Origin of the sequence: Arthrobacter pascens (genome assembly GCF_030816475.1) — a bacterium.
Lineage (GTDB): Bacteria > Actinomycetota > Actinomycetes > Actinomycetales > Micrococcaceae > Arthrobacter > Arthrobacter pascens_B.
In genome coordinates this window covers 1,161,305-1,174,427 of record NZ_JAUSXF010000001.1, presented here as the reverse complement: position 1 = coordinate 1,174,427, position 13,123 = coordinate 1,161,305, and the positions used below count along the sequence as shown (strand labels likewise).

At 59.9% G+C, this 13,123-nt stretch carries 14 protein-coding genes; 5 read left to right on the top strand and 9 right to left on the bottom strand.

Features of this window, described 5'->3' with window-relative positions:
* Positions 1-47: 47 nt before the first annotated feature.
* The 3 genes from QFZ40_RS05485 to QFZ40_RS05475 all read right to left on the bottom strand — a co-directional run bounded on the left by QFZ40_RS05485 (position 48) and on the right by QFZ40_RS05475 (position 4,223).
* The gene (locus QFZ40_RS05485) at positions 48-1,730 is read right to left on the bottom strand and encodes a peptide ABC transporter substrate-binding protein (RefSeq protein ID WP_306903281.1); all 1,683 of its coding nucleotides are present in this window, start codon (positions 1,728-1,730) and stop codon (positions 48-50) included.
* A 287-nt stretch (positions 1,731-2,017) separates the two neighbouring features.
* The gene (locus tag QFZ40_RS05480; RefSeq protein WP_306903280.1) at positions 2,018-3,790 is read right to left on the bottom strand and encodes an ABC transporter family substrate-binding protein; all 1,773 of its coding nucleotides are present in this window, start codon (positions 3,788-3,790) and stop codon (positions 2,018-2,020) included.
* Positions 3,791-3,926: 136 nt separating this feature from the next.
* Complete coding sequence (locus QFZ40_RS05475) at positions 3,927-4,223, bottom strand: alpha/beta fold hydrolase (protein ID WP_306903279.1); 297 nt, start codon at positions 4,221-4,223, stop codon at positions 3,927-3,929.
* Between the two features lie 445 nt (positions 4,224-4,668).
* Between QFZ40_RS05475 and QFZ40_RS05470 the strand changes: the two genes are divergently transcribed.
* The 4 genes from QFZ40_RS05470 (at position 4,669) to QFZ40_RS05455 (ending at position 6,933) form a co-directional block, all read left to right on the top strand.
* Positions 4,669-5,280 carry a dihydrofolate reductase family protein gene (locus QFZ40_RS05470; RefSeq protein ID WP_306903278.1) on the top strand — a complete coding sequence of 204 codons (612 nt, stop codon included), beginning with the start codon at positions 4,669-4,671 and terminating at the stop codon, positions 5,278-5,280.
* Positions 5,281-5,341: 61 nt separating this feature from the next.
* Entirely contained in the window at positions 5,342-5,722 is a 381-nt protein-coding gene (locus tag QFZ40_RS05465; protein WP_306903277.1) for a hypothetical protein, read from the top strand.
* A gap of 376 nt (positions 5,723-6,098) precedes the next feature.
* Positions 6,099-6,305: a hypothetical protein gene (locus tag QFZ40_RS05460; RefSeq protein WP_306903276.1), complete on the top strand. Its 207-nt coding sequence runs from the start codon at positions 6,099-6,101 to the stop codon at positions 6,303-6,305.
* A gap of 229 nt (positions 6,306-6,534) precedes the next feature.
* Entirely contained in the window at positions 6,535-6,933 is a 399-nt protein-coding gene (locus QFZ40_RS05455; protein ID WP_306903275.1) for a hypothetical protein, read from the top strand.
* Positions 6,934-7,332: 399 nt separating this feature from the next.
* On the opposite strand, the gene QFZ40_RS05450 is transcribed toward QFZ40_RS05455, so the two are convergent.
* Genes QFZ40_RS05450 through QFZ40_RS05435 form a run of 4 tightly spaced genes read right to left on the bottom strand, consistent with a single transcriptional unit; the run spans position 7,333 to position 10,004 of the window.
* Entirely contained in the window at positions 7,333-7,857 is a 525-nt protein-coding gene (locus QFZ40_RS05450) for a hypothetical protein (RefSeq protein WP_306903274.1), read from the bottom strand.
* Positions 7,858-7,917: 60 nt separating this feature from the next.
* Positions 7,918-8,634, bottom strand: coding sequence for a restriction endonuclease (locus tag QFZ40_RS05445; RefSeq protein WP_306903273.1), 717 nt, complete (start codon positions 8,632-8,634; stop codon positions 7,918-7,920).
* Positions 8,635-8,691: 57 nt separating this feature from the next.
* Positions 8,692-9,351 (bottom strand): RES family NAD+ phosphorylase, encoded by a 660-nt coding sequence (locus QFZ40_RS05440; protein WP_306903272.1) that lies wholly within the window; start codon positions 9,349-9,351, stop codon positions 8,692-8,694.
* Positions 9,348-10,004 carry a hypothetical protein gene (locus QFZ40_RS05435; protein WP_306903271.1) on the bottom strand — a complete coding sequence of 219 codons (657 nt, stop codon included), beginning with the start codon at positions 10,002-10,004 and terminating at the stop codon, positions 9,348-9,350. The genes QFZ40_RS05440 and QFZ40_RS05435 overlap by 4 nt, the downstream gene beginning before the upstream one ends.
* A gap of 1,284 nt (positions 10,005-11,288) precedes the next feature.
* On the opposite strand from QFZ40_RS05435, the gene QFZ40_RS05430 reads away from it, so the two are divergent.
* Positions 11,289-11,837 (top strand): AMIN-like domain-containing (lipo)protein, encoded by a 549-nt coding sequence (locus QFZ40_RS05430; protein WP_306903270.1) that lies wholly within the window; start codon positions 11,289-11,291, stop codon positions 11,835-11,837.
* 288 nt (positions 11,838-12,125) lie between these two features.
* On the opposite strand, the gene QFZ40_RS05425 is transcribed toward QFZ40_RS05430, so the two are convergent.
* Both QFZ40_RS05425 and QFZ40_RS05420 read right to left on the bottom strand, forming a co-directional pair.
* Positions 12,126-12,332 (bottom strand): hypothetical protein, encoded by a 207-nt coding sequence (locus tag QFZ40_RS05425; protein ID WP_306903269.1) that lies wholly within the window; start codon positions 12,330-12,332, stop codon positions 12,126-12,128.
* A 241-nt stretch (positions 12,333-12,573) separates the two neighbouring features.
* A complete protein-coding gene (locus tag QFZ40_RS05420) occupies positions 12,574-12,852 on the bottom strand; it encodes a YegP family protein (RefSeq protein WP_306903268.1) in 279 nt (92 codons plus the stop codon).
* Positions 12,853-13,123: the final 271 nt, after the last annotated feature.

Sequence of the window (13,123 nt, the reverse complement as noted above, 5' to 3'; positions counted from 1 at the left end):
GGCAAGAAACCGGACCCCCATCCTGACGGTAAGTTAGATCCCGGGGATTACTTAGCCGTGATGTTGTAGTAGAGAATGGCGCCGTTCCAGCCGGTTTCGGCCTTCACCACGTTGTTGCTCCACACAATCGGCACTGTGTAGTCCCAGAGCGGCAGGCCCGGAAGGTCCTTGAAAAGGATCTCCTGTGCCTTATTGAACTTGTCGTTCGCGTCCGCGGTGGACTTGGCCGCCAGCCCTTCCTTGAGGAGCTTGTCGAACTCAGGGTTGGAGTACTTCTCATAGTTCGAGGATGCGCCGGTCGCCCAGACAGGGCCGAGGAAGTTGTACAGCGACGGGTAGTCTGCCTGCCATCCGGCCCGGGTCAGCCCGGGAAGGGACTGCGACTTACGCAGGTTCAGAACTTCCGCGAACTTGGCGAAGGGCTGGATTTCAGCCTGGATCCCCAGGTTGTTCTTGAAGCCGTTGGCGACGGCGTCGATCCACTCCTTGTGGCCACCATCAGTGTTGGAAGCAATCTGGAGCGGCTTGGAACCGTCGTACGGCTTGATCTTCTCGGCCTGGGCCCAGAGGTCTTTGGCCTTGGCGGGATCAAACTTCAGGACTTCGCTGCCCGGAATGTTGTCGTTGAAGCCCTCGATGACTGGCGGCGCGAAAGCCTTCGCAGGCTTGCGTGTGCCGTTGAAAACAACCTTGGTGATTTCTTCGCGGTTGATGGCGTAGGAGAGGGCCTGGCGCCGAAGCTTGCCGGCCTCACCCTGGAAGTTCGGGTTGTATGGGGGAATGTTCAGCGTGGCGTCCGTGGCAACAGGCTTGGCAGCGTTGCGGTCCGGGAAATCCGTGACGTAGGTCTTCAACGCGTTGGACGGCAGGACATCCGTGACGTCCAGGTTGTCGGACTGCAGGTCGGTGTAGGCGGGACCTGGATCGGTGTAGAACTTGAAGGTCACGCCACCGTTCTTTGCCTCGCGGGGACCGCTGTAGTCCGGGTTCTTCACGAGCGAGATGGACTGATCGTGAACCCAGGCACCGGTCTTGGCGAACTTGTACGGGCCGTTGCCGACAGGGTTTTCCCCATAGGTCTTGGGATCAGCAAGCGCGGCCGACGGAAGCGGGAAGTAGGCCGCGTAGCCCAGGCGCAGGGACCAGTCAGCCTCGGGCTGCGACAGCTTGACAGAGATCGTCGAATCGTCAGTAGCCGTCAGGCCTGACATGGTGTCGGCCTTGGGAGCAGGCGTAGTGGTCACCTTGCCATCGGCCGACTTCTCGGTAGTGACCGCCGAAACATCGTCGTACCCGGCGATGGATTCGAAGAAGAAACCATTGGTTTGGAGGTTTTTGGAATTCGCCGCGAAGTTCCAGGAATCAACGAATGTTTTTGCCGTGACTTCTTCGCCGTTGGTGAACTTCGAACCCTTCTTGACCTTGATGGTCCAGTTTTGGCCATCACTTGAGTCAATGGAATCAGCAAGGGCATTGACCGGCTTGCCATTGGGATCGTAGGTACGGAGGCCTTCGAAAAGTAGTTCGACGACGTGGCTGCCATACGCCTCGTTGGTGTTGGCCGGCAGCAGGGGGTGCTGGGGCTCATTGTTGTACGCCGTGATGATCTTGTTGGGATCGCCGCCGGACTGGCTGGCGCCGCCAGTGCCGCCGCCACCGCCGCAGCCGGACAGGGCGAGGGCGGCGATAGCCACGATGCCCAGTGCTTTGGAATTGCGCCTAAAACGCATTCCGCCTCCTATGAGTTGTGGGAGATATTCCAGGGAAATCTTTTGCTTCCCCGGGGGCCAGCCGCAGATTTATCTGTGACGTGGCATACATATACGATCAGCCTAGCCGCACAATGTCCAAATACTGGTACTCCGTTGCCAAACCGTGATCGGCAAACAAAGTAGGGGCGCGTAGCAGGAAGTCGTAGTGCATGTCACATGTTACTCGCTGGTATGAAAGTCGGCGAATCGGGCTAAACCGGGGCCGACAGGCGGGTGCCATCCCATCAGGGCGCGGTGGCGGAAGGTCAGGTGATGTGCCAGTCCCACACGTTCCACCACACGCCCAGCGGCCCGGGACTTGACTTCACACCGGCGATCCGGCTGCTGAAAGCGGTGGTCCCGGTGGTCTGGTACAGCGGCAATCCATAGGCGCTGGCCCACACGCGCTTGTCGATCCCGGCCATGAGCTCGTCCTGCTTGGCCAGGTCGGTGGTGGTGGCGAGCTGCTCCATCGCCTTGTCGGCGTCGCCGTCGGAAAATCCGTTGAAATTACTGCCGGCCCCTGTCCGGAAGATCTGTGGGATGCGGCTGACTCCGACTCCCGTGCTGATCCAGCCCAGGAGGGCGGCGTTGTACCCGCCGCCGCCAAGCGCCGTCGCCCAGTCGGCGTTGCCGAGCCCGGCATCCACCACCTGGAAGCCCGCAAGCCCGGCGGATTCGCGGACCAGTGAAAAGGCCCGCGCCCGGTTGGGGTTATCCCTGTTGTACAGGATGCGGACCGTCGGGGTGGCGCCCCGCAACAGTGACTTGGCTCCGTCGATGTCCACCTTGGAATACTCGGATGACCCGTTGTTCTTAACGGTGTCTGCGTACTTTGGGTGGGCCGGAAGGAAGACCTGGGAATCCAGGGGCTTTGCCTCGGGTATCAGTCCGCCGACGACCGCGTCCACAATCTCCTGGCGCGGGATGGTCTTGAGGAACGCTTTGCGGACGTCCTCCTCGGCGAAGGGGCCGCTGAAGTTCAGGTCGAGGTGGTCGTAGCCTGACTGGCTGAACCGCTGGACGGTGGCTCCCTGGTTCGCGAGACCGCTGAAGAGGTCCTCGGTGCCGGCTGAGGGCTGCGGTGAGATGACATCCGCCTGTCCGTTCCGCAGCGCGTCGACAGCAGCCTGAGCACCCCGTGTGAAGCGGATGGTGATGTCGTCCAGGTGCGGCTCCGGTCCCCACACGTAGTCCTTGTTCCTGACCAGCCTCACAGAGGCACCGGGGACGACGTCCCTGACGATGTAGGGGCCGCTTGAGAGATAGATGGCAGGATCGGGAGGCAGCGATTTGGAATCGAAGCCGAAGTTCCAGAAGTCGCTAACCCTCTTCAAAGCGGGATTAGCAGCAGGCTTTTCGCTGTCCCCGCGCGGCGAGTCCTTGAGCAGGTCGATGAGGTCCCCCTCATCGTTCAGGCCGCTTTTCGTGGCTACCACATGCGCTGGAAGTCCGACGTCGAACGCCACTTCCCAGTCAGCATACGGTTCTGCATACTGCAGGGTGATGGAACGCCCGTCTCCCCCGATCTCGGGAAAGGTCGTCTTGGCGAGGCCGCTGGTGTCGGACGCGACCGAGAAGTATTTGGTCCCGGTCCCCGCCTTGGCGTCGGCGTCGTCAAAATAGCCGGAACCGGCAGCCCATGCCAGCAGCAGGTCGCCTGCACCGATCGGTTCACCATCGGACCATTTGACCCCGTCGTTCACCGTGTACTTCACCTTCAACGGCTGGTCGGAGACCTTTTCGTAGTGGCCGAACTTGTCGTTCCGGACCACCCTCGCGGAGTCATCCACATAGAAGAACCCCGAGTGCGTGATGTAGCCGACTTTGGAGTTGATGTCTGTGTTTCCGGCGGTGCTGTACGGGTTGAACGAGGAGAGCGCGTTGACTTCGGCGACGGTCACGCTGCCGCCGCGCTTGGCTTCGCCGACCACCGCCGGCACTGTTCCGCCGATTCCTCCGCCATCCGAGCAGCCGGAAAGAACCAAAGCCGCAGCCACAGCCCCGGAAACGATGTGAATCAGGCGCTTGAGAGGCATGCCGTCTCCTTTTATGTTCCCTCATATGAGGGGTCCCCCTGGAGTCGCCAGGATCAGTCCGATGTCCTTCAGTAAGGATACGGCGTATGCCCGGCCGGGATCACACCCTCTCGGCAGGGCTTGCCGGGGGCTGCGTCTACGGGCCAAGCCCGTTCCGGACTTGGCGCTGCAGCCATTCAAGGGCGTAAGGCTGGGCTGTGTCTCCCTCTTCACGGAAGAAGGACACATGCGAACCCCGCATCCAGTACAACTCAAAGCGGGATGCGGGCGTGAGCGTGCCGTACGTTTCCGGCGGCACGGCTCTATCCGCAGTGCCGTGCATGATGAGCGTAGGGCAGGTGATCTTTTGGAAATCCAGTGGGGCCACCCCCATGAGCGCTGCGGAATCAGCGTCGAACCCCGCTCGGCGCTGTGGCCAACCAAAGGAGGCCATGAAGATGGCCTCGAGATGCCCTATACGGACGGGGTCCGAGGCGCCGGGGAAGTGGAACAAGAATGCGCACAGGACCACGGCTACGGCCGTGACCAGGAACCAGACTGTTGTGAATGCCCGCCCAGGTCGCCCGGTTCGGGCTTCATATCGGATGTAGAGATTCCGATTTTCTTGCCGTTCTCTCGCGACATACCGTTCGTCATTTCGGTGCCCCGAATCCAAGGTCATCCCAACACGGCATTCATCGTAATTGCGGATGTTGTCCCTGCCGACATTCGTTGTCAAGATCGGCGTGATCGTCGAATCAATGACTCTATATCTCCCCTGTTGCCAGTCCGGCCGGTTTTTCCGGGCAGGGCTGACCCAAGCAACCTAAGGAGGTGCTAGGATCGCCAGAATTCTCATGCGCCTCAATGCAAGGTCGCAATCCCTCAGGAGGTTCGCGATGCCCGACACGACCTGTCACATGTCAATCTCGCTGGATGGGTTCGTTGCCGGACCGGACCAGAGCCGCGAGAACCCCCTGGGCAAACGGGGGCTGGAGCTGCACGGCTGGCACATCGGCGACCCGCGTGCCAACGAAGCTGACAGCCTTGCGAACGAGTGGCTGATGCGTCCGCGGGGCGCCTATGTAATGGGTCGGAACATGTTCGGCCCGATCCGCGGGGACTGGGATGAGGAATGGACCGGGTGGTGGGGAGCCGAACCGCCGTACCACGCGCCGGTGTTCGTGCTGACCCATCACGAACATGACCCTATCCAGATGGAGGGCGGAACGACCTTCCACTTCGTCACCGACGGCTTCGACGCTGCGTACTCGGCAGCGTGCCAGGCCGCCGGGGACAACGGTGTGGATATCGCCGGTGGGGCCTCGACCGTCCGCCAGGCACTGATCGCCGGTGTGATCGACGAGCTCACCCTCGACATCGCACCGGTCCTGCTCGGTTCGGGGGAACGCATCTTCGGCGGGGTTGAATCCTTCGGCTTCGAACCCGCCGAGGTGCTCCACTCGCCGCTGACCACCCACATCCGCTATCGCCGCGTCGGGGCTTCCTAGGCGCTGCCGGCTCCCGCGAGGGTCGCAGCCACTCCGGGGAAGGGCCGGACAAAGAAGGGCTATGGACTACAACGACTTCGAGCTCGTCGCGTTTTGGGTCCTGTCGTGCGCCCCGAGCGTCCTCCTGATCATTACGGGCATTGTCGCCCACAACAGCTTGTCCAGAGCCTGGGTTCCTCGATACCTGATCCTCGGCATCCTTGGCTGCCTTGTCTACATGGTGTTTGCCGGTGTGCTGGCTGCCAAGCTTTTCCGGCCGCCATACGTCCCCGGCTTGTCAGAAGGTCGAGGACTGGACTTGCGAGGAGTGGGCTTGATCGTTGGATCTTGGATCGGTGGCCTGGCAGGCGTTGTTTTCGCGTTGCTTACCGTTGCAGGCTCTTTCGTCATCCGACGACTTGGGGATGGTAGCAACCGATCCAACGGAAACCACAGCCCTTGATTCTGCATCCTGCTGGGCTGACGGGGATGATGATGTGAATGTACTCGCCGCAGCGTGCGTGTCGGACTGTGCCTGTGGCTACCCGTGGTTCCAAGGCTTTGCGTGCGTTGATCTGGGTTGTCCCGTACCCACGCTGCCGGTTGATGTGCCTCGCGCTTTGTTCGCTTCACGCGTGTGCGTGCAGCAGGTCTTGGCTGTGGGTGTTGGGCATTGGGTTGGCGCATCCCTTCATGCTCTTGGCATGTTGACCTGTCTTTGGTTGGAACATTTCAGGTTCTTGGAGTGCGAGAGTGCTTACCGACGGTGGTGCTAGTAGATGCGCGGAATGGGATGTCCCCACCTATCTGGTCACCTTCCGGTCAGTTAGTCTTTGGCAATGGCTGACTTGGAATTTAGGAAGCGTCTGGAGCAGGTCGAGGCGCTGTACAACGAGCTCTCTGAGTTGCGGAAGCGCGGTGCGAACGCTGGCAAGGAGGAGACGGTTTTGGCTGAGATGCGTTTGGATAACGCGTGGCGGGAAGTGTATGAGTTCATGGAGTTACCGTTGTCGCCTGACTCCCATATCGCTAAGGGTGCCGAGTAGTTCCAGGGCGAGTGTTGCTCCTGTGACGCCGAAGCACCCGAGGTTTCTTGGCGATCAGCCAGGTAGGTGAGGAGCTGGCCGTTCGTGTCCCGACTGTCCGTCAGTTGTTGAAGTCTGGTGAGTTGCGTCGGTTGCAGATCGATGGAAGGGCTTATCCTGCGGAACGTCGAATGCCACGCGAAGTTTCTGTAAGGTTTGTAAGTATCGTTGTCCCGGAAGAAGCCGACAGGTGAAGGCGACGCTTGAAGCAAGGCGCCGGTGGGCTACAACCATCGTCTGGGTCCTGCTCGTCCTCGCCTCGATGACCCTGATCGGCTACGGGATCGCGCGCGCCAACTGGCATATCTGGTTGCCAGGTCCGGCCGAACAGGAAGAGGTCTGGATCGGTAGCCGCTACATCTACGCCGGATGCGCGCTGTCATTAGCGTCCAGTATCGGGTCCCATGTCCGGGGCAACCCCGTCTGGGTATCCGTCTGCGTAGGGCTGCCAGGAATTCTGGTGAGCTGGGCGGCACTTCAGGACCCCTATGATCTGAAGCGCCACCTTGCAGCCGTCGTGACGTTCCCGTTGGCCCTGGTTGGGGTTGCTGAGGTCCTCAGCGCCCGCCGCCGCCGACAGCGCGACTAATCAGTATCGGCCCTGAGCCGCAGACAGTATGACCCGCTGACTGACGAACCGCTCTCGAGTATGCGAATTTCGGCTCAGCTTGAGGAGATGAACGAAATTGAGTTCACGCTCTGCCAACCGCGGAGGATCGCACCAGATCCGCTGCCGAAGCCATGATGGACGATGCTCTCGGCTTTCTTGCGGACCTTGTGCGGAGTGCCAGCAACTGATCCCAGCATTGGGAAAAAGAGCCAACCTACACGTTGAAGCGGAACTTCCCTTACATAAATGTGCGTTGTTGGCAGGCACTGTATCCGTTGATTTCTAGCGGTTTCAGTGTGGGCTGCGGTTGCCGGTTTGTGTAGGTTTGCGGACCTCTTGCGGACTTTCTGCGGACTCAGAGGTCTAGCGGTTGGGTGCCTACACCGTGCGGGAGGAAGCCACGCCCAGCGGCGAACCTTCCAGCCCCCTTAGTTCAGTAAACCCATCCGCGAGTCGTTGGAACGTGTGACGCGTGGGGACACCGGCCATTTGTTGAGCGTAAGACTCTGCCTGCATTTGCGTGAACTTGGTGGTCCGATTTGGTTCGGGCAAGCGGTCAAGCGGCAGCCACACAACTTCAGAGAACACCTTGGGGAACACAATCGGGAACATCAGGCCCTCCACACTCTGCATAGTCATAGGCAGACTGTGTGTTTTTAGGTTGCGTACATAGCGCACGCCCGGCAGCAACGATCCCAGCACGTGATCCGCTGTGAACTCCGCGTACTCCGGCCACCAGCGAAGCTGCTCATGAATGGTTGCCGCCCAGTAGACACATTCAGCAGCGGAAACGAAGAGGCTCGCAGGGTCGGAAGTTAGTCGAAGGTCCCTGTGTCGACTATGCGCATCCCCGAAACCCTGAAGTGCCAGCGGCAGCATAGGGTGGTTCGTTTTCGCGTCCATGTCGCCCCCGTTTTCTCCGGCCCTTGTAGCTGCCGCAGTCTATCGGATGCCTGGAACGAACTAGAACAGGGTGGGAGTCAACTTCGGCAAGCTCTGCTTCTTAGCTTCGATATACGGCAGGATGGTAGGCGGCATTTCAGGGCGTTTGCCTGCTAGGAGCTCAGCAATCGTGATGTGCTGTAACAGCGGGAACTGCTGACTGTTCGCAGGGTGGACAGAAAGACCGCCGTGATCAATCGCATCCTTTACGCCCCGAGTTGCCTCACCAAAGGTGACTAGAACCCCCATTTGCGCCTTCTGGGTTTCTACGGTCCCCTTCAAATCCCTGACCATGCCGGGGTTCAAGTTCTTACCGCCCTTCACGGAGACAAGGACTTTACCGATCTTGCCTGCGCCATCAATTGGGAAGCGCGCCACACCATCAATTCCCTTGTCGCCAACCTGTTTCTGATTAGGCTCCGCGTTGATCATCGATACTGCCCATCGCTCAAAGTCGAACGGTGATCGGTCGAACAGGGCTTGTGCACTGAAGAGGTCACGTGGGATGCCGTTGACCGCAAAGGTTTCTTGAATCGTGGCGCCCTGAGTGTGCTGAAGACGCTTCACAGAAACGAAGGATCGGTGACCGCCGTGCCTATCACGATCTTGCCCTGCGTTGTCAGCTGGGCTAGCTGGTAGCGGAGGGTCTTGAACTGCCTGGCCGCCCACAATCACGATCCTGCCCCGCTCAGCCAGCTGTGCCTCGGTCACTTGTCCCCGACTCGATTCTGTAATCATGTGCAAATGCTTCGCCAACTCTCAAACGTGCCCGCACATTGCTTCCTATGACCCTGTCTAAATCATTTTCATTTCCCTCATCTTCGGCGCCCTCCAGACCGGAACGCCAAGCTTTTGGGCGACTGCGGTCATTGAAACCTTTTCCGCGCCGGCTGCCCATTCCCGCGGTCCTTCTTCCCCGAAGACGGCAATACCCCTCTGCCCGGGCGTGTACTGAAGCGGGGTGTATATGCCCCCAAATTCAGCCTCAAGGAATTCTTTGGCAAATGCCTGTGGAGTGTCATACGGCGGAGAACACCAGAGCCTAGGGAGTATGCCCCACCAAAGTGAGTCCGATGCACTGATGTCCGCCGCATTGACAGCCACCGGAAGGGTCAAAAAGGACACCCACCTGTCCCGAAGTAGTGAGTCGTGGATTCCGCGCCGATGTGCCGCCGGATCAACCCCTGGCCCGACCCATTCGCGGAACGCTCCTTCTTCGGTATTTGCTAGATAGAGCGTGCCGTTTGGCGACAATAAATTGAACCGCCCTCCAAGAGACCCGTCGAAATACCAAGCACCAAGGGGACCGTGGTTCCGGTACCACTTCGAACCTGCTGGGAAACTCATGGACGGAAAAGCAGAATAATCATCCGGTTTCGAAGGTAAACGTTGGATGACTTCTTCGCGCTCCGGTTTCTGGAACTGCTCGTATTCTTGGAGGTCCGGTTCATTCATGGCCTGCCCCAATGCATGACGTACTCCCGTGCAACTAGGACAACCGGTTCGGCAGGATTGCCTTTGTCCAGCCAGTCTCTCGGCGCACAACTCTTCAGGCCGGATTGCGGGACCGTGAACCAGTCCGCGATTGCCCATCCAGACATCGTCTCGTCACGGAACTCATGGAGGACTCGAGCGTATCTTGGGTCAAGCTTGCCGTCTCGAAACTGGAAGGCAGGATAAGCAACGAGATCCTCTTCACTGAACACCCGTAGGACGTCGCTGGTATCCACCCAGCGAGTGAAATCTTCAACCCTTTCAATGCCGAGGTAGGCCCGCAGGGATAATGGACTGAAGTAGGGTCCAATCCGCCGGGCCGCCTCCTGCCGCGCAAGAACATGGCTGGCTGGTACAGGGGGTGTTTTTTTGTTCTTTTCAAGGGCCCCTAGGCAATCTTGGAGGAAGAATTCATCAGCCTCCAGTAAAGACAGAGCGTCTTCGAGGAGCATCCGGGCCTTTCCGGAGAAGCGACCCTTCACTTCGATCTCGACCGGCGTTCGGTCGGACGGATCCTTGCGCAGTTGGGCTGAGGTCAGCAAAGTAGCTTTTGACAGTGCAGCCATCAGACGCCGAACCTCTGTAATCGGCAAAATAAAGCTCTTCAGGCTCACATGGGTGTCATTATTACCAGGCACGGCGTAGGGCTCGAGTTGAAATCCCTCGAGAATTCTCAGCTCTCGGTTCGACAGCGCCGTGCGGCCCGAGAGCCTCTGGGAGGATGTGTAGTTCCGACGTGAGGGCGCCAGATACCGGACCGTAACCAAGGCCTTTCGAAACGGCACAACAGCCCCTCACCAGGCCCATATTTCTAGACCGTTTTCGCAACTGGAAATTGAAGGCATCGTAACATGCATCACTTTGCTCGGAAACTTTGACGGTAAAACAAGAAAGGACTCGAACGTGCCGTCCGGGGCCTGCTCTTGTCAACGATCAGGCGTAGAACGTGTCCTTTGCCAACCTCGAGGTGGTAGCGATATCTTCAGGCAATACCATGCTGAATCAAGGGCGAATTCGGCGACTACGACGAGCTGGTCGCCGCAGTGAAAGCCCTGCCAGCCCGGAGCTCCTGTGAGTGTCGCAGAGGATGCCGTGAAAGAAGCCGACACTGAAGCGCTGGAATCGGAGCCTGATTCATCGATCGCTTCGCCATCCCTTTTCTAAAAGTACCCTCCAGTCATCTGCGGGCTGGTGCCCCTCCCGTCGCCAGGCTCGTGCGGTGACTGAGCGCCGAACTGCTCCCGGAACATAAGAGCAGCGCCTGCGATCAGTCTTCCCGCTGCGCAGGTACCGGGCGGTGCTTCCTGCCCCTGGTCCGACCTGAACGCCAGCCGGGAGCACTGGTATTCAGTTGATTTTCCTGGGCCAGAGGTCCAGAAGATTGAAGCGTCCGGTTATGGAGCCGAGTTCTGATAACCCTGGTTAGGTGTGTGGCCAAGGCTGTCAGGGGTTCCGTGACAGCTATCACGGAACGATGGTTTGTGATAAGGGACGGGAAGGCCCCAGGGAGGAAGGCGTGGACATCGAAGGCTTTAGTCCCCTAAATCCATTCGAAATTCTTTGATGTGCACAAGCGGCTCCGCCGCGTCCCCCAACGTCAGGGCCCCAGCCTATCTGCCCCCCGTGCCAGCTCATTACGGCAGTCATGCGTCTGTCGCCAGGCACTCCCAATGGGCTTGCGTCTTTCCGGCGTCGTTATCCGGATAACATCCGGGTCCGGAAACGGCACCGGAACGGTAAAGGACGGCAGTAATTGAGGCCCGGATTTACAAACGCGTGATGCAAATTCTGCGTTTCTCACGGTTGCACGCCGAAACGGCCACAACCCTCGTTTCACGCACCTGACACTCCTACGCTTGAGCTATCCAACCCCACCACTTTCTCTGGATGGCACCTAAATGAAAAAGCTCCTCCTCTGGCTCACGGCACTCCTCGCGGCCGTCGGGCTGGGAATCCTGGCACCGGGGCCCGCCTCGGCAGCCACATCGTATTGCAGTCTTGAATGGGGATCTTCGGCTAAAACCGCGCTCGACATGAGCACCGCATCCGTCACCAACGTCCGGACCGGGCAGCAATCCTGCTTCGACAGGATGGTGGTCGACCTCAACAGCCCCGTGAACGGCTACACCGTCCAGTACGTCCCGGAGATCGTCCAGGACGGCACCGGCTTCACGATCCCTGTGCAGGGCAATGCACGCCTGCAGGTCACAGTGAACGCACCCTCCTATGACAGCAACGGCAACGTCACCTACAACCCCGCCGCGAAGGCTGAGCTGTCCAACGTGGCCGGCTACCAGACCTTCCGGCAAGTGGTTTATGCCGGAAGCTTCGAGGGTTACACCAGCATCGGCTTAGGCGTCCGTGCCCGGTTGCCCTTCCGGGTCTTCACCTTGGATGGGCCAGGGTCCGGTTCCCGGCTGATCGTGGACGTGGCCCACTTCTGGTGATGGAATCCAAAAAGGTGCCGCACGCCCCTGATCCGGGGTGCGGCACCTTTTCTGTGTGCTTCAACTAACAACTGGATGTACGCGAAGAAGATCGACGCGATGACCGCCACGTAGAGCAGGACGGAGAGAGCATCGCGTGATCCACGGGGAGATGGGGATGTGAAGGCGTCCACGGTTCCAGATTCCGGGTCGAGAGGGTTTTAAAGCGTGTTGACGTGAAAGAACGCCGAAGACTATTTTGAGCTTGGGGTGGGAGTCGGACAGGGAAACAAATGTTCCGCCGGATAATCACTGCAGGCATTTCGTGAGTCCCAGCGGGCGTTCGATTCCATCAGTCACATCGGCGATTTCAGCGGTGGCGGCGTGAGTGGTGTAGGCGGCTGTGAACGCAGGTTTGTGCTCTCGGGAGACGTCGATGTGTTGCGGCACTATCGTGCAGCGTTGCCAGCGGCGGGCTGGGCAGTGGTCGAGGACGACGGGCGGTCCCAAGGCCATGGGGCCAGCTGCATCATGAGGAAAAGCCTCCAGACTCAGGACGGGCTCAAGCGCGGAGGCCTCCCTCGGGCAACGGCTCCGCTAATCGGGGGATGCGGAGACGCCTTGAACACCGTATTCCGGTCAGTGAGCCTTCGTCTAATTCAGCTGTGGCGCATAGCGCGGAAGTACCCGCCCGGCCACCTTGGCTCGAAGCGGCCACGTCGCTGGCCGGAGACCGGCGTTGTAGGCGGCGCCGGGATTAGAGCTGTTGATCAGGACGCGGCGACCTACAGGACCTCCGGCGGATAGGGCTGCATCGGCACCCGGTCACCGGCATGGTGTCCGGACCGTGCCGGTGACCCGTGAGGTCGGCGATAAGGCCCGTGCCTGCGCATTCGCGCAGGGCAGCAATCCCCGCCGCAGCTTCCCGCTTGCTGAGAAACGGGCACGACACGGCCAGCACGGCACCGTCTGCGTCACGCAGCCGGAATCTGAACCGCAGCTGCGTGTCCAGGAATACCTCAAATCCAGCGGTCATGTGCTGTCCTGGCCTTTCCGTGGGCGGCAGCCGCCGCCAGTTCCGCTGTCTGGGGGGACAGTCCGGATCCGATGCGGCGCTTAGCCGTGCCCGGACGGAGAAAGAACGCTACCCTCGTGCCGCGCCCGGCAAAGATCCACCACGGGTACCAGGACAGCCTCCAGGGTCAGAAGTCCCGAGACCGCAGATTCGGCCCCGCGGCGTCCGCTCGGGAGCGGGCTTATGTGCCAACAAGAGCAGCAATGACAACAATGACGGTGAGGGCCGTGAG